At 29.8% G+C, this 15,363-nt stretch carries 18 protein-coding genes; 6 read left to right on the top strand and 12 right to left on the bottom strand.

Going from position 1 to position 15,363, the window contains the following annotated elements; genetic code table 11:
• Positions 1 to 13: 13 nt before the first annotated feature.
• Positions 14 to 487, bottom strand: a complete 474-nt coding sequence (locus bsdtw1_RS05120; protein WP_183276531.1) for a hypothetical protein — start codon at positions 485 to 487, stop codon at positions 14 to 16.
• 215 nt (positions 488 to 702) lie between these two features.
• Positions 703 to 2,709, bottom strand: coding sequence for an ATP-dependent helicase (locus tag bsdtw1_RS05115; protein ID WP_183276530.1), 2,007 nt, complete (start codon positions 2,707 to 2,709; stop codon positions 703 to 705).
• A 395-nt stretch (positions 2,710 to 3,104) separates the two neighbouring features.
• Between bsdtw1_RS05115 and bsdtw1_RS05110 the strand changes: the two genes are divergently transcribed.
• Positions 3,105 to 4,580, top strand: coding sequence for a nicotinate phosphoribosyltransferase (locus tag bsdtw1_RS05110; protein WP_183276529.1), 1,476 nt, complete (start codon positions 3,105 to 3,107; stop codon positions 4,578 to 4,580).
• 399 nt (positions 4,581 to 4,979) lie between these two features.
• Here bsdtw1_RS05110 and bsdtw1_RS05105 read toward each other — a convergent pair whose 3' ends face one another.
• Positions 4,980 to 5,195: a hypothetical protein gene (locus bsdtw1_RS05105; RefSeq protein ID WP_183276528.1), complete on the bottom strand. Its 216-nt coding sequence runs from the start codon at positions 5,193 to 5,195 to the stop codon at positions 4,980 to 4,982.
• Between the two features lie 242 nt (positions 5,196 to 5,437).
• Positions 5,438 to 6,514, bottom strand: a complete 1,077-nt coding sequence (locus bsdtw1_RS05100) for an EAL and HDOD domain-containing protein (RefSeq protein ID WP_183276527.1) — start codon at positions 6,512 to 6,514, stop codon at positions 5,438 to 5,440.
• Positions 6,515 to 6,652: 138 nt separating this feature from the next.
• Between bsdtw1_RS05100 and bsdtw1_RS05095 the strand changes: the two genes are divergently transcribed.
• Positions 6,653 to 7,165 (top strand): QueT transporter family protein, encoded by a 513-nt coding sequence (locus bsdtw1_RS05095; protein WP_183276526.1) that lies wholly within the window; start codon positions 6,653 to 6,655, stop codon positions 7,163 to 7,165.
• 214 nt (positions 7,166 to 7,379) lie between these two features.
• On the opposite strand, the gene bsdtw1_RS05090 is transcribed toward bsdtw1_RS05095, so the two are convergent.
• Entirely contained in the window at positions 7,380 to 7,724 is a 345-nt protein-coding gene (locus bsdtw1_RS05090) for a hypothetical protein (protein WP_183276525.1), read from the bottom strand.
• 657 nt (positions 7,725 to 8,381) lie between these two features.
• Between bsdtw1_RS05090 and bsdtw1_RS05085 the strand changes: the two genes are divergently transcribed.
• Both bsdtw1_RS05085 and bsdtw1_RS05080 read left to right on the top strand, forming a co-directional pair.
• The gene (locus bsdtw1_RS05085; protein ID WP_183276524.1) at positions 8,382 to 9,293 is read left to right on the top strand and encodes a DUF5685 family protein; all 912 of its coding nucleotides are present in this window, start codon (positions 8,382 to 8,384) and stop codon (positions 9,291 to 9,293) included.
• The gene (locus bsdtw1_RS05080) at positions 9,286 to 9,888 is read left to right on the top strand and encodes a J domain-containing protein (protein WP_183276523.1); all 603 of its coding nucleotides are present in this window, start codon (positions 9,286 to 9,288) and stop codon (positions 9,886 to 9,888) included. Before bsdtw1_RS05085 ends, bsdtw1_RS05080 begins: the two co-directional genes overlap by 8 nt.
• 11 nt (positions 9,889 to 9,899) lie before the next feature.
• On the opposite strand, the gene bsdtw1_RS05075 is transcribed toward bsdtw1_RS05080, so the two are convergent.
• Entirely contained in the window at positions 9,900 to 10,133 is a 234-nt protein-coding gene (locus bsdtw1_RS05075) for a hypothetical protein (protein ID WP_183276522.1), read from the bottom strand.
• A gap of 576 nt (positions 10,134 to 10,709) precedes the next feature.
• On the opposite strand from bsdtw1_RS05075, the gene perR reads away from it, so the two are divergent.
• Positions 10,710 to 11,123: a transcriptional regulator PerR gene (gene perR / locus bsdtw1_RS05070; protein WP_183276521.1), complete on the top strand. Its 414-nt coding sequence runs from the start codon at positions 10,710 to 10,712 to the stop codon at positions 11,121 to 11,123.
• A gap of 16 nt (positions 11,124 to 11,139) precedes the next feature.
• Here perR and bsdtw1_RS05065 read toward each other — a convergent pair whose 3' ends face one another.
• Together bsdtw1_RS05065 and bsdtw1_RS05060 are read right to left on the bottom strand one after the other, a co-directional pair.
• Positions 11,140 to 11,940, bottom strand: a complete 801-nt coding sequence (locus bsdtw1_RS05065; protein WP_183276520.1) for a hypothetical protein — start codon at positions 11,938 to 11,940, stop codon at positions 11,140 to 11,142.
• A gap of 3 nt (positions 11,941 to 11,943) precedes the next feature.
• The gene (locus tag bsdtw1_RS05060; protein ID WP_183276519.1) at positions 11,944 to 12,375 is read right to left on the bottom strand and encodes an extracellular solute-binding protein; all 432 of its coding nucleotides are present in this window, start codon (positions 12,373 to 12,375) and stop codon (positions 11,944 to 11,946) included.
• 88 nt (positions 12,376 to 12,463) lie between these two features.
• Between bsdtw1_RS05060 and bsdtw1_RS05055 the strand changes: the two genes are divergently transcribed.
• Positions 12,464 to 13,420 carry an FG-GAP repeat domain-containing protein gene (locus bsdtw1_RS05055; RefSeq protein ID WP_183276518.1) on the top strand — a complete coding sequence of 319 codons (957 nt, stop codon included), beginning with the start codon at positions 12,464 to 12,466 and terminating at the stop codon, positions 13,418 to 13,420.
• Positions 13,421 to 13,561: 141 nt separating this feature from the next.
• Here the strand turns inward: bsdtw1_RS05055 and bsdtw1_RS05050 are convergent, their stop codons facing one another.
• The 4 genes from bsdtw1_RS05050 to bsdtw1_RS05035 all read right to left on the bottom strand — a co-directional run bounded on the left by bsdtw1_RS05050 (position 13,562) and on the right by bsdtw1_RS05035 (position 15,295).
• Complete coding sequence (locus bsdtw1_RS05050) at positions 13,562 to 14,167, bottom strand: hypothetical protein (protein WP_183276517.1); 606 nt, start codon at positions 14,165 to 14,167, stop codon at positions 13,562 to 13,564.
• Positions 14,168 to 14,250: 83 nt separating this feature from the next.
• The gene (locus tag bsdtw1_RS05045) at positions 14,251 to 14,493 is read right to left on the bottom strand and encodes a hypothetical protein (RefSeq protein WP_183276516.1); all 243 of its coding nucleotides are present in this window, start codon (positions 14,491 to 14,493) and stop codon (positions 14,251 to 14,253) included.
• A gap of 45 nt (positions 14,494 to 14,538) precedes the next feature.
• Positions 14,539 to 14,802, bottom strand: coding sequence for a hypothetical protein (locus bsdtw1_RS05040; protein WP_183276515.1), 264 nt, complete (start codon positions 14,800 to 14,802; stop codon positions 14,539 to 14,541).
• A 49-nt stretch (positions 14,803 to 14,851) separates the two neighbouring features.
• Positions 14,852 to 15,295 carry a hypothetical protein gene (locus bsdtw1_RS05035; RefSeq protein ID WP_183276514.1) on the bottom strand — a complete coding sequence of 148 codons (444 nt, stop codon included), beginning with the start codon at positions 15,293 to 15,295 and terminating at the stop codon, positions 14,852 to 14,854.
• Between the last annotated feature and the right edge of the window lie 68 nt (positions 15,296 to 15,363).

Below are 15,363 nucleotides of genomic sequence, written 5' to 3'. Positions count from 1 at the left end.
TTGTATAGTATTACTAAAGAGATTTATGTTCTTTCAGCTTAGCTTTCTTATTACCATACCAATACCCCGTAAAACATGATAATAAACCTAACGGCGATGTTATCACCATTAAAATAGGTATATCTATACTTAATCTAACTGATGCAAGAAAAATGTATCTAAGTCCATATAGTGGACCTCCATACCATATATAGAAAGGAAATAACACTGACTGAATTAATTGATTATTATAAAAAGCCCAAATAGCTATGGCAGAAACTATATTTATCCCCCAATATACTACTATAAATTTTATATATTTCTTTAGTCTACTTTTTCCAAAGTAGAAACTAAACAGTAACCACGCTACTAAAAATATTATTGAAATAAAAAGATTGAAGCCACCATAGCTATAGCCTTTGTAAAATTCTGCCCACTGAAGGTATAAGGCAAGATATGTAATTAAAAATGTAAATAGACTTACAATAACTATTTGCTTCTTACTCAATAAAATCACCTCAAAAATTTGATTTATTTAAGTTATAAATCTAGTGATTATGTATAGATTTACTAATATTGTATACGATTTTAAAGAAATAAAAGTTCGCCTAAATAATCACTTAATTTTAATAATGTTCTCAAACACATCATAAAAAAGTTAAAAGGCACCTCTCTTTAGAAGTACCTTTCAAAATACAATAAAATTTTGCATTATTTTATTACTTACTGCTTATCAATCTTACTTATAAGCATATTTTCCACCAATATCTTTATAGAGAACCCTCTTACCATTCCATCATCAAAGGTAATCTCGATGTTGTCTTCGGTAGTTCCTTTAACCGTACCACTTCCAAAGCTCTTATGGAACACTCTATCTCCAGGTTTAAATCCATAATCTTCTCTCACAATATATTTATCAATAGCTATCTCCTCTAAGAATCTTGATCTACCTTTGAACTTTCCTCTTAGCATCTTTGGAGAGTAAATAAATAGGTTATCTTTAGCTCTTGTAACTCCTACATAGAATAGTCTTCTTTCCTCTTCGCCGTCCTCTTCTGCGTTCTTATGGGGAATTATTTCTTCATTAACGTCTATAACATATACGTTTTTAAACTCCATACCTTTTACGCCGTGGATAGTACTTAGTATTACAGCATCCTCTTCACTTTTTCTTATACTATTTTTAATATTTTCTTCTACAGTCTCTACATGCGCTAAGAGAGTTATTATAGATTTAAATTCTCTGCTTATTTCTTTGAATTCCTCTACTATTTCATCTAACTCACTTATACTTTGCTTAAATTTATCACTATACTCTCTAAGATGACTATAGTATTCTAATTCAAATAATATAAAATCTATAGCACTGCTTAAGGTCATTTTATTTAGATTAGATATATCTCTTTGAAGTTCGTCCAACTTCTTTAATTGGAAGGGATGTATATCTTCCAGTTCCATTAGTTTTTTAAAATTACTTTCCTTAACTATAGACCTACTCACCTTTTCCAAGCTTCCTTTAGATATATATCTAAAAGGTTTATTTATCACTCTTGTGAAGCTTTCCATATCCCAAGGATCAATTGATAACTTTAAATATGCCAAAATATCCTTACAAATAAAGTGGTGGAAAAAGTTATATTCTTTATCAAGAAGCTTAAAAGGAATCTTATGCCTTATTAATCCATCTATTATGCTTCTTGATTCCATATTAGTTCTATAGAGAACAGCATTATCCTTATACCTATCCCCTTTATTCTTAGAAGCTTCTACTTTGCTTATTATATCTTCTATTTGCTCACTTTCATTAAATGGGATAACAACCTCAAGTCTTCCGCTTTCTTTCCTAAAGTATTGAATCTTTTTATTATTTCTATTTTTGTTGTTTGCTATAATACTCTTAGATAAGTCAACAATATTGCTAGTACTTCTATAGTTATAATTCAAGTAAAATTTCTCACCTTGTTCAAAGTTTTTATCAAACTCCACCATATATTCTGGTCTAGAGCCTCTGAACGTATAAATGCATTGATCTTCATCTCCAACCGCAAACACTGAATTTTGTCCATTAAGAAGTTTAAGAAGACTTATCTGAAGTTCATCACAATCTTGAAATTCATCAACCAAAATGTATTTAAATAGATTTCTATATCCATTTAAGATCCTTGGCTCTCTCATAAAAAGCCCTATACATCTTAGCTGCAGATCATCGAAATCCATAAGATTCCTCTGCTTTTTATACTCTTCATATGCTTCATAACATTCAATAAATACATCCTTACTTATGGAAGACTCAAATTCCATCATCGAAGTGTTAGAGGTTTTAAAAATTGATATATTATTTAGTACCTCTTTAACTTTTTCTTCTCCAACTTCATCAAGCTTACCAAGCAAGACTTTATTTATAAGTCTATATCCATCACCTGGATTGATTAGATCCACATTTTTTTCATGTCTTTTTAGTATTTTATAGAATAATCCATGAAAGGTACCAAAGAAAGGATAATTCCTTAAATTACATAGCTTCATGAATCTTTCTTTCATATTAAGAGCAGCAGCTCTAGTAAAGGTTATTACTACTATGTTATTAGGATCTACCTTTTTTTCTTCTATTAAGTACTTAATTCTATTTATTATAACCATAGTTTTGCCACTGCCAGGCGCTGCAATAACTAAGGTATTTCTACTATTACATCTTACTGCTTTCTCTTGAAATTCATCTAAATTAGCCAACTTATTTCCTACTTTCTAGAACTATATCAAGATGAAACACTTCAATCCAAAATCTATTTTCAAAACTCCTCTGGGTTTTGAGAGCAGAATTTGAAAATATAAACTTAATTTATGAAGTGGTTCATCCACATAAATAAGTAAAGTATAACATTTATTTTAAATTTGATAAACCGACATATGTTTTCCATTATTGAAACACTTTATTCTTTTGAAAATCTTACCGTAGCTAAAAATTTCTTATACAAGTTTCGGTTCTTTTATCTATATTATTGACAATATTAATTAAAACTTAGGCTATTTCCCCATATGAAGTCTAAAAATTACTAAGTATATTGTAATAATTTATTTATAAGGTTACAATATCCTTATGGTATTTCATGTAAAGGAGATTTGCTATGACAAAAGAAATTAACTTCGATGTAAGAAGTTCTAGAAACTTAACAATGCTTGTAGATTTTTATGAACTTACTATGGGAAATGGATATCTAAGAGATGGATTAAAAGATAAAATCGCTTATTTCGATATGTTTTTCAGAAGAGTACCGGACGGTGGTGGCTACTGTATAATGGCTGGAGTAGAACAGCTTATAGAGTATCTTAGCAATTTAAAATTCACAAAGGAAGATATCGATTACTTAAGAAGCAAACAAATATTTGCAGAAGAGTTTTTGGATTATCTTGAAAACTTCGAGTTTTGTTGTGATGTATGGGCTGTTCCAGAAGGTAACCCTGTATTTCCTAATGAGCCTCTTGTAACTGTACGTGGTCCAGTTATCCAAGCTCAGTTTATTGAAACTATGATACTTCTTACTATAAATCATCAGACTCTAATTGCTACAAAAGCAAACAGAATTTGTAGAGCTGCTCAAGGTAGAACAGTTATGGAATTTGGATCTAGAAGAGCACAAGGATATGATGGTGCAATTTATGGTGCAAGAGCAGCTGTAATAGGAGGCTGTGCTTCAACCGCTTGTACTATAGCTGAGGAAATGTTTGATATACCAGCATCAGGAACTATGGCACATTCTTGGGTTCAACTTTATCCAAGTGAATATGAAGCTTTTAAAGCTTGGGCAGAAGTTTATCCAGAAAATTGTACTTTCTTAGTAGATACCTACAATGTATTAAAGTCAGGTATCCCTAACGCTATTAAGGTTTTTGATGAAGTTCTAAAACCAAAAGGTCTTAGACCTAAGGGAATAAGAATTGATAGTGGAGATATAACTTATCTTACTAAAAAATGTAGAAAAATGCTTGATAATGCTGGCTATAGTGATTGTAAGATTGTAATATCCAACTCACTTGATGAGCACATAATAAATGATGTAATTTCACAAGGAGCAAAAGTAGATTCTTTTGGCGTTGGTGAGAGACTTATAACAGCTAAATCAGAACCTGTTTTCGGTGGCGTATATAAACTTGTAGCTATTGAAGATGATAATGAAATAATTCCAAAAATTAAGATAAGTGAAAATGAAGAAAAGATAACTAATCCTGGTTTTAAAAAGATATATAGAATCTTTGATAAAGATAATGATATGGCCATTGCAGACTTAATTGCTTTAAATAATGAAGTAATAAATACTGACAGTAGTTTAGAAATATTTGATCCTGTGTACACCTGGAAGAGAAAGAAGCTTACAAATTTCTATGTTAAAGATTTGATGGTTCAAGTATTTGACAAAGGAAAGCAAGTTTATGAAAGCCCTTCTGTTCTAGAAATAAAAGATTTTGCAAGTGAAGAAACAGAAAAACTTTGGCCTGAGGTTTTAAGATTTGAAAATCCACATACCTATTATGTAGATTTATCAAGTAATTTATGGAGCTTGAAACAAAGCTTATTACATAAATATACTGATCAATATAAATAATACCTTACCCCAAAAAACAGTCTAACTCAATCTAGACTGTTTTTTGTTTCTACAAAAATTTAGTTACTACCAAATTTCACTTTATTATAATTTCCTAAAACTCTTTACTTCCTTTACATTAAAAACGCATTACTTCATACTGAATTTTAAATTCCTCAAATCTTTCCCCAAAACTTATGAAGACTTTTAGAATTATCACCAGCTTAAGTAATGCCCTTTTATATATGTTAAACATGTGTAGATGTTCCTCTTAACTATAAAGCTTAAATTTTAAAAAAATCATTTCAATAAATAAGTTTTTTAGTATAACTTACTGGTTAAACGGTCACATCTTTAATTAAATTTCAATTATATATCGTGTAATTGAATATGTTCAACCTTAATTGATATTTAAAAGTATTAGTAGCTTGAAGAAGCTTTGAATTTTTTAATGAAGTAATCCTCTTCAATTTCTTCTGTAAAGTCTGTAATCCTCGTCACTTCTTTTAGCGAAGCTCCTGTTAAATGTGTATTAAAAACACATTCATCTTTATCCTGTGATGAACTCTTCATAGGACATTCTTGATCACACTCTACTGAATGGTTATAATTTGACCAAAAAGGACATTGACCCATAATTATCCCCCCTTTAACATTTAAGATAATCTTTGCCATTTTTCTATAGAGTAATTATATTTTAATTTGAGAAAAAAATAAAGAAACAATTTGTTAACAATTTCACTTAGTTAACTTTTTTATGTAATTATGTTTAACCATTCTAAGCATTCTAAATATATATTAGACAAAGTTTCAATCCCAATGTTATGTTTTTTATTAAAATTAATAATTTCATCTGCGTTCATTGCTTCGTAGTTAATTCACACATTAAGTATTTCATAAAGAAAATTATCTTTTTTTATAAGAGCTCTTTTTATTTCTTCTTCTACAGGCAATTCTTCCATCAAATTTTTCATGTCGGTTGAAAAAATAACATCTAAGTAAGAGAAAAGTCCTACCAGAAAGGCTGATGCTCCCATTTTACTATTAATTTCATTACATAAAGTTTCACAAAAATGAGCTCTCACCATTGCATTTTTAGATAATTCCTCATAATCTTGGTTAGTAAATATATTGAAACTTACTAGTATAGCCCATTTTTCTAATTCTCTTGGTCCGAGTAACGTAATTGCTTGTTTAACAGAATTAATCTTGTTAGGCATACCGAAATGTGCTGAATTAATATATTTGATTAATTTATAGCATAATGAGGGATCTCTTCTAATAAATCTTTCTAAACTCTCAAAATCCGAATTACTCTCTTTCAGTTCTTTAATAAACACTATAAAACTAGATTTAGCTATTGGACTGTGCTTACCTGTAATTATCTTTGGTCTACTAAAAAAATATCCTTGAAAAAGTTCATATCCTACCTTTAAAGCTTTCTCAAAATCCTCTATTGTTTCCACTTTTTCAGCCAATGCTTTAATATTTAATCTCTTTAAGTTTTTACATATTTCTCTTTGTTCTTCTTCTGTAGTTAATAAAAAATCCACTTTCACAATATCTATAATTTCAACTAAAGAACTTATATCTTGTTCATTGCTAAAATCATCTATTGCAATCTTATACCCCTTAGCTTTCAAATTCTTACATGCATTAATAACTTCTTCTGTGAATTCTACATCCTCAAGTATTTCTACAATAACTATTTCTTTTGGAAGAAGTTTTGGTAGTTCATCAAGTAAAGTATTCTTAGTAAAGTTTATAAAAGCTTTTTTTCCTTCAGTAAGTCTACTCAATTCGATTATAGCTGTATTCGATAAAAGTTCTCTAGTCGCCAAATCACCGTCTATATTTTCAAACTTATTAGTGTAACTATTTCTATAGAGTAGTTCATACCCAAAAACTTTTTTGCTTCTAGTAAATATCGGTTGTCTAGCTATAAATATTTCCATATAATCTCCTCTAATTTCTCTATGTAGTTAAAATTATGTCAATTTGAAAATTTATTTTATTCACTGTAAATTTATGATATAATACATTAGATTTTAGTGTTTTATCCTTGTACCCACTAAAAAAAAGGAGGAATTTCAATGAGTACAAAATCCAATATTAAATTTTTAACTTATACCGCTGTAATTACTGCTATATACGTGGTAATGACAGTTACTCTTTCATATATAAGTTATGGACCTTTCCAATTTAGATTTTCAGAAGTTTTGGTTCTTCTGGCATTTATAGACAAAAAATACATACCCGGTTTAGTTTTAGGATGCTTTTTAGCTAACATCTCCAGTCCCTTAGGCCCAATTGACTGGATAATAGGAACTACCGCTACATTTTTATCTGTATTTTGTATCAGCAGAACAAAAAACTTATTTGTTGCCACTTTATGGCCTACAATTATAAATGGACTTTTAGTAGGTGGAGAGCTATTTTATTTAGGATTTATTCCTGAAACAAAGTTATGGATTCACCCACTTATACTTACTTCCGGTTCAGTAGCAATTGGAGAGTTTGTAGTAGTTTCTATTGCAGGATACATAATTTTCAAAGGACTGTTAAAGAATACTTCTATATTAAATATACTAAAAATTACGAGGTAAAGGTGTTATATCCTTTACCCTTTTATATATCCACACAATTGTCTTATTCATATCCAGTTAAAAAAGCATACTTACTGGCTATCTATATACAATTATTACTTATTTCGCATTAATTTGCAAATTCTTTAGAATAATTAATATCATAAAGGGAAGATGTAATATAACATCTTCCCTTTATTTATATTAATTACGCTGTTTATTGTTTAGGCGAATATTATCTATTATATCTGCACTCTGGATGCACAGTATTTTTAGAAACACTTATGTTTATGATTTCGTTTTGGAATGCTTTAAGTAATGCTTTTTCAAGTACTTTTTCTTGATCGAAGTTTTCAACATCACGACACTCAGCAAATACTTTGTTTAATTCGCCATTTGCATTTCTATATGTTAATGTAGTATAAGGTTTTTCGTATTCCACCTTAACAACCCTTAATCCCCAAGAAATTTGAGCATAGTCACCATCTATACTTAATTTAGTTAGTTCTTTAAGCTTATCTTTTTCTTCGTTTGGATCATTAATGATAAGTAACTCATCACCGATTTTATACTTTGCCATATTTTAGTACCTCCTTAAAATAAAATATATGACTTCCGCTACTAAGGTTAAGTTTACCACTTTCATATACTGTAGTAAAGGAAATTGACGATATTCTTTATTTAATTATATGTTAAAAGTAACTTATCAAAAACAATTATACTTTGTACCAAGTATAAATTAAATATATTACCAAAACTTCGTTATTTTAGTTATTATTAATATATAATTAATTTCTAAGAATAATTTTGCTCTACTTTTTATTCTTCTATACAACCTGATATATTTACCACAAATCAATTACAATAACAGTTTCCGATGTTTTCCTAGAGCTTTTATTTTTATGGCAAATATGCTGTAAATTGTTTAATATTTATCAAACAAAAAAGTCGCTGAAGCGACCTTCTTCAGTGAGCTTTTTAACGCATCTGCCTTTCCGAATGTATATGAGGAAAATCTGGCAGGCGAATAAGTTTTATTTTTTATTCTTCAACTTATATTGTGTCTTAAGTCTGTTCGCATAATTATCCACAGATATGATTGTGATATGAATTCCTAAAGAATAAAAAAACATAACAATTACCTTATCTATATAAAATTTACCTTAAAAAGCTATTAACTTAACTATTTTTTGTTATAATTATCTATATTGATTTCAAAACTAAGGAGTGTATTTATTTGTTTGGATATGTAGTGCCATGTAGGCTGGAGCTTAAGGTAAAAGATTATGAAAGATTCAAATCCTACTATTGTGGTTTATGTCATTCTATAAAATCTATTTATGGCAACATACCTAGATTATCACTTAATTACGACATGACCTTTCTTTCTATATTACTTAATTCTTTAATCGAAGAAGAAATTGACTATAAGAGAATAACCTGTGCTCTTCATCCTACCCAGAAAAAAATAATTGCAAAGAATACTTCAGCCTTAGATTATGCTGCGCATATAAATGTAGCTTTATTCTATTATAAATTAGTAGATGATATTAATGATGATAAAAGTACAAAAGCTAAAATTATGTCACTAATCTTTGTTAACAGTAAAAATCTATTTTCAAAAAAATACTCGGTTATCAATGAATTGATAAATTCAGAATTAAATAATTTAGCAGAAAAAGAAAAGAATTACTCAAAGTATACATTGGATGAAATTGCTCATCCATTCGGCAATCTCACTGGAGAACTAATGCGTAAATTTCCTTCAAGATTTATTAATGATTCTACATATTTAAGAGATACCTTATATGAATTAGGCTATAATCTTGGAAAATGGATTTATTTAATAGATGCTTTAGATGATCTTGAAGATGATATGAAAAAGAAAAAATTTAATGTATTCAACAGCTGTCTTAATGATGAAAACTTAAATTTTCATGAATTTTATGAAAGTATATTGCCTAGAGCAGAGTTTTCTCTTTTAAGCTATGCATCACGATGCTATAATTCACTTATGGAGTTAGATTTAACCAAGAATAAAGAAATCTTGGATAACATTCTTGGATTAGGTTTAATGGAAAAATATGACTCAGTAATTAAAAAGTATGAAATTAATAATACTACTGGCAGGAGGACACTTTATGAATAATCCTTATGAAATACTTGGTATAAAAGAGGGGGCTTCAGAGGACGAGATAAAAAAAGCCTATAGGGAGCTCGCTAAAAAATATCATCCAGATCAATACGGAAATAATCCATTAAGAGATTTAGCAGAAGATAAAATGAGAGAATTAAATGAAGCTTATGATTATCTTATTAAGAATGCTAAAAATACTAACTATAACAATAACAGCTATTCTGGAAGCAACAATTCTTATAGTGGTTCTACCAACTATGCTGAAATACGCAGAGACTTGGCTTCCGGAAGAATATCTGATGCAGAGTATAAGCTAAATAACATTAGAATGCGTGATGCGGAATGGAATTATCTCTACGGCATAGTTATGCTTCAAAAAGGCCATATGGATTCAGCTTATAATTATCTTCAACAAGCTTGTAACCTCGATCCTACTAATGGTGAATATAGAGATACATTAAATAGAATATCGTCAAGAAATAGCGCCTATAGACAATCTTACTATAGAACAACCAGAAACACAGATACCCTTGATTGCTGCTTGCAGTTATGGTGCTTAGATTCAATTTGTGAATGTTTTGGCGGAGACCTTATTGGTTGCTGCTAATAAAAAGGAGTTTATATGAAAGCAAGCCATATTGCAAAGGGAGGGTTATTTGTAGCCCTATCGATAATTTTTCTATATTTGTCCGGAATTTTACCTACAAATAAATTAGCTTTTATTACCCTAGCTTCAATAATAATTCCAATATCTATTACGGCAACTTCCATATCTTCCTCAGTGCTTGTGTATATTGCATCTTCTATTTTAGCATTATTATTAGTAAATAAAGCAATTGCATTTGCATACATAATATTTTTTGGTTCTTACGGATTTATTAAATACTTCGTAGAACGAATCAATATTATTGTTGTAGAGTATATTCTAAAAATCTTATTCTTTAGTTTATGTTTCTTTGTAATATATACGTTTTATAATGTTTTATTACTAACTAACATTAGTAATAAGTTTCCACTTTGGCAACTTATATTAGGATCTGAAGCTGTATTTATAGTATATGACTATGCTTTAACCGTAGGAATTTCCTATTACATTAGAAGGTTTAATAAAAAACTTTAAATATATCAATGCGCAAAAAATTCACTAAAGGAGATTGCTTTAGTGAATTTTTTATATAAACCTTATAATTTTTCAAAAAATAAAAGAACAGCAAAACTGTTCTTAAGGATAAATAGAAAATGAACATGGACTTTGAAATTTGTTAATTAATTAACAACTTCGTTTATATTTTAACAGATACTATTTATTATTACAATAGCTTTTTCAAAAATTTTTTTTGGTATTTAGGCGCTTATTATATAGTATTATTTGACGAGTAATAATAATTATTATATAATATAAATATCACAATTATGAGGATGGTGAAGATGGATAATATAACAAGTATCTTCAGAGAAAAAAAATTAAAGTTAACACCACAGAGAATTGCTGTCTATAAATATTTAAAAGGAACTAAGGAACATCCTTCTGCAGAAGTTATTTACAAGGCTTTACAAGAGGACTATCCTACTATGAGTTTAGCTACAGTATATAAGGCATTAAAGACTCTAGTTGAAGTTGGATTGGTTCAAGAAATTAACGTAGGTGAAGGAAACTTTAGATACGATGCCTTTTCAAGCCCTCATCCACATATCCAATGTGTAAATTGCGGTAGGGTTGATGATTTAGATCAATTAGATTTAGGTGGCCTTAATAAGGAAGCTGAAAATCATAGTAAATACAAGGTTCTTTCTAATAAAGTTTATTTCTATGGTATTTGTCAGGAATGTCAAGAAAAATAAAGCTACGTATGTAGCTTTATTTTTTTTCTGTATAAGTCTTATCAACTATGGTTTGCCATTCGCTTCCACTATAAGCTCCATTTATTAGATTCTTAGTTTGTTCTACTATATGAGGTTTCATTTTATAAGGTAGATTATGATAAAATACAATATTATTTTCATTAGCTACCGATATAGGCCATATCATTTGGGATTGAAGTCCTTTTAGCTCAGAATTAGCACTTCTATTACCTGTAATAATACCTTCTTTTCCTAAAGCTTTATAAGATTCATCATCTGATAAATAATCTAAAAACCTAACAACTTCATCTTTATTTTTCGCATTCTGTAACTGACAAACTAAGTGATCTATTATCACTGGTGGATTAACTTTTGAATTATCAATTATATTATTATTAACTATAGCAATGTTTTTGCTTTCATCTATTTCCTTTGAACTTAGTGTTGTAACTAGTGCAAATGGAACTTCTCCACTCTCTACCTTTTTAACTATACTGCTATCACTTAATAAAAATTTATCAGCATTCACACCATAATCTCTATTCAAAGTATTCATGAATTTAAATACTTCTTGCATTTGGCTAAGTTTTTTGTACTTCTCCTGACCTATATCAAAGTTTTTTTCTAAATCAGCTTCATTAATCATGTTATCAGCAATTATTGAAGCAACAGCTAGTGATATATCCATCTCTTTAGGTAATGCTATTGGAATTTTAACATTCTTCTCCTTTGACATCCTAAGTAAAGATATCAAATCTATTTCATCTAAATTTTTAATATATCCGGCAGCCTGTTGCCTGTTATATATAAAGTTCAAATACTATGGCATTACTCCAATTCCATAGTATTTATCATCAATTCTTCCATATGTGGATACAATACTATAAAACTTATCAATCATCTTATTATTACTTACATTGCTTGATATATCAGATAAATATCCTTGTCGCGCCATACTAATCATCATATTTCTTTCACATATTAAAACATCATAATCAGGTTTATCCACTGTCACCTTCTCTATTTTCTCATTTTCTGTCATATTTTCAATTTTTATTTCTATCTGAGAGTGAGCCTTTTTATAATTGGCTATTAGAGTATTTATCACATCTACATCTTGAGAAGCATTGTTTTGTATTAGTATACTTAACTTTCCTTTTGGCTCCTCTTTTCCTTTTGAGCATCCAAACACCAAATTACAATTTAGTATGATTAACAATACTATAAAAACTAGATTTTTTGTTTTTTTCATAATACACCTCCTAAAATAACTTAATATTATTTTGTGTAAATTAATTTATTCTATGATTCTTTCATATAATTTTAACGAGGTGATAAAAATGAATGCTAAAATACCACGTATAAACAAAAAATTTTATTATTGTTTAGTTTCATGCTTATTAATTACTTTAATAGGTCTACTTATTTCAATATTTTATATGCTAAGAAGTCAGAATAAGAAGGATATTAGTGAACAAGCTGTCGCCACTAATTCATTAGTATCAAACGAAAAAGCTATAAAGAAAGATTTAAATGGTGATGGCAAAGATGATATTTTATATATATCTACCAAAAACAATAAATACTATATAGAAGTTCATTCATCTGGAAAGACTCTTTTCTTAGACCCTGATAAAAAGATTGGTACGGTTGGAATGTACTCAAGTTTTTGGCCTATGAATATTGCTCTTGTAGATTTATCAAGAGATAAAATCCCTGAAATTTTAGTGCAATCTTCTCAAGATAAAGTGCCTATACAACATGTTTTTTCATATGTTAACGGAGAATATAAAGACGTTTATTTTGGATCAAACAATGTGCTTGGAATTTTAGACTCCAAAAATAATAAAACTCCAAAACTGATTTCAATGAATTTAAAAAGTCAGGATATGAACGTATCTCAATATATTCTAATAAGAGATACCTTTAAGAAAGTAAGTTCAGAAACTTTAAACATACCAGGTCTTCAAAATGTATTGCTATTTATTGATACCATAGAAAGTTCTGGCGAACTTGATAGCACTTACGATATTTTTACTGCAGACATTGATAAAGATAGTATGTCTCTAATTTGGAAGCTTGATAAGAAAAACTATATATATGAATTTCAAGATGCTTTTTTTACTGATTCAAAGTGGGACGAGCAAGGCTTACCAACTGAATTACAGTGGACTTTAAATTTTAAAAAAGTTATTGCACAAGGTATAGGAGATCCATCTCAAATAAAGATAAAAATAAACTTAATGAAGGAAGGACCTAAGTTCAACATAAATTCTATAAAAGTACAGAAAAATTAAAAGGGTCGCTTTCGCGACCCAAAAGGGGGATGGGGGGTTTTAGCTTTAATGAAGTCTAACTTCATTTAGCTATAGGAGATTTCTCCTAACTACATTATTATTATTAACCGCATTATACATTTTTATACATATATAATTATATTAATAATCTATTTCACCTGCTTGATACATTTCAATGACTCTATCTATAAATCTTGCTCTAGTTGGATCAACAAAACTCCTTATAGCCATCAACATTGATATGTTACCATCTTCTCCTCCAGAATAATTTCCTCCGTGATTATGATGTTTTCCTGACCTTCTATCATTACCACTATTATTATTGCTATTGGAATTATTATTACTATTATTAGCTCCAGTAAAAGAATTAAACATAGCACCAAGATTATTTAAATCAAATCCTCCCTCTGGAGCCATAGATGAAAATAGTGAAGATATTGAATTAATATCAAAATTATTAAACATATCAGAAGACTGAGAATTCATATTGAACGGAAATGGTAATCCTCCACCAGTTAAAAAACTTAATGGATTCATATTTCCACCCATTTGACCCATATTTCCACCCATCATACTACCTAATATACTTCCCAAAGGTCCCATGTTTCCTAATGGTCCCATATTGCCCATATTGCCCATAGCGCCCATCGGCCCCATATTATCCATAGATCCCATATTACCCATTGGCCCCATATTATTCATGCCGCCAGGACCATCATTTCTGCCTCTATGTCTATGCTTTGGCATTATACTCCCTCCATTTAATTACTGGTATGTATTAAAAGTTTTATATATTTTTTTGGAGGGCATGTAGCCCTCCAATCTATATTCTAGCGATAGCCATATCCATAGCCACCGTATGGTGTATTGCAGCCTTTACCAAATCCGCTGCATAGCCAGAATAATAAGAATAGTATAAACCCATTTTTATTACATAATACTCCGGAAATCCATAAGATAATGAAAGCTATTAGCCAACCACATCTATCATAACTTCCACTTCTTCCATAAGGATAATAACCATACTGGGGACTTATCATAGGATATCCATAGTTGCAACAACTATTGCACATATCTTAATTCTCCTTTCCCTAGCATTGTAAATTTACTTTAAAATTCTAGCAGCATCTTGGTTGGAAGAATCCAGCTCCGCCTCTATTACCAGCAAAACCGCCGCATCCACACAATAAGAACAATAGTATTAATAAAAATCCTTTATTACTGCATAATAGTCCAGAAAATTGGAATATTAGAAGCAATATAGCTATTGTACATGGGCTACATCCACCTATTCCTTGTGAACCATATCCACCCATTCCAGGTCCATATCCGCCATAAGGGTTCATCATTCCGTTGCAGCAGCATTCTTTTCTCTTTGACATAATTAAATCCTCCTATCATACTTTTTTTATACTTTTGTTTCTTGAGTTTTTATTCATTTACACATACATTGTTGTCATTACATCTGCAGTTATTTCTTCTTCCAAATCCTCCGCATACGAAGAATAGAATTATTAATATAAACCATAGCCAGTTGCTTCCGTAGCCACCAAAGCCACATCCGCCACCGCCGAATCCACCATATCCACCGCCGTAACCTACGTTACATGGGTTATATTGTGGGTAATAGCATGTTTGCTTACAGCAACCATGTTTAGTCTTCTTTACATCACAGCAGCATGGGTTTATAGCGCCAGCACCATATCCTCCACCACATCCACCGAAGCCATTACCACAGCCACAGAAAATTAGTAGTAAGAATATTATCCAGATCCATGATCCTCCAAAACCTCTGTTTCCAATTCCGCAGTCATCACGATCATTATCACAATCATTGCCGCCAGTTAATCCATTTAGGATTTCATTCAACTCCATAACTCTTCCTCCTTTTTGTTAAAATGGATTTATTTGGTTTATAGTATATACTATTCTCTCAAGATGAA

Origin of the sequence: Clostridium fungisolvens (assembly GCF_014193895.1) — a bacterium.
GTDB classification, from domain to species: Bacteria; Bacillota; Clostridia; order Clostridiales; family Clostridiaceae; genus Clostridium_AR; species Clostridium_AR fungisolvens.
The sequence above is the reverse complement of the archived record's forward strand: the minus strand, read 5'-3'. Positions and strand labels throughout refer to the sequence as shown.

Excerpts from the sequence above, each read along its gene's own strand:
- bsdtw1_RS05045 (WP_183276516.1), bottom strand. The coding sequence starts at position 14,493 with ATGTGCAATAGTTGTTGCAACTATGGATATCCTATGATAAGTCCCCAG.
- bsdtw1_RS05055 (WP_183276518.1), top strand. The coding sequence starts at position 12,464 with ATGAATGCTAAAATACCACGTATAAACAAAAAATTTTATTATTGTTTA.
- perR (WP_183276521.1), top strand. The coding sequence starts at position 10,710 with ATGGATAATATAACAAGTATCTTCAGAGAAAAAAAATTAAAGTTAACA.
- bsdtw1_RS05075 (WP_183276522.1), bottom strand. The coding sequence starts at position 10,133 with ATGTATGCAAATGCAATTGCTTTATTTACTAATAATAATGCTAAAATA.
- bsdtw1_RS05080 (WP_183276523.1), top strand. The coding sequence starts at position 9,286 with ATGAATAATCCTTATGAAATACTTGGTATAAAAGAGGGGGCTTCAGAG.
- bsdtw1_RS05090 (WP_183276525.1), bottom strand. The coding sequence starts at position 7,724 with ATGGCAAAGTATAAAATCGGTGATGAGTTACTTATCATTAATGATCCA.
- bsdtw1_RS05060 (WP_183276519.1), bottom strand. The coding sequence starts at position 12,375 with ATGAAAAAAACAAAAAATCTAGTTTTTATAGTATTGTTAATCATACTA.
- bsdtw1_RS05110 (WP_183276529.1), top strand. The coding sequence starts at position 3,105 with ATGACAAAAGAAATTAACTTCGATGTAAGAAGTTCTAGAAACTTAACA.
- bsdtw1_RS05100 (WP_183276527.1), bottom strand. The coding sequence starts at position 6,514 with ATGGAAATATTTATAGCTAGACAACCGATATTTACTAGAAGCAAAAAA.
- bsdtw1_RS05035 (WP_183276514.1), bottom strand. The coding sequence starts at position 15,295 with ATGGAGTTGAATGAAATCCTAAATGGATTAACTGGCGGCAATGATTGT.
- bsdtw1_RS05050 (WP_183276517.1), bottom strand. The coding sequence starts at position 14,167 with ATGCCAAAGCATAGACATAGAGGCAGAAATGATGGTCCTGGCGGCATG.
- bsdtw1_RS05040 (WP_183276515.1), bottom strand. The coding sequence starts at position 14,802 with ATGTCAAAGAGAAAAGAATGCTGCTGCAACGGAATGATGAACCCTTAT.
- bsdtw1_RS05105 (WP_183276528.1), bottom strand. The coding sequence starts at position 5,195 with ATGGGTCAATGTCCTTTTTGGTCAAATTATAACCATTCAGTAGAGTGT.
- bsdtw1_RS05095 (WP_183276526.1), top strand. The coding sequence starts at position 6,653 with ATGAGTACAAAATCCAATATTAAATTTTTAACTTATACCGCTGTAATT.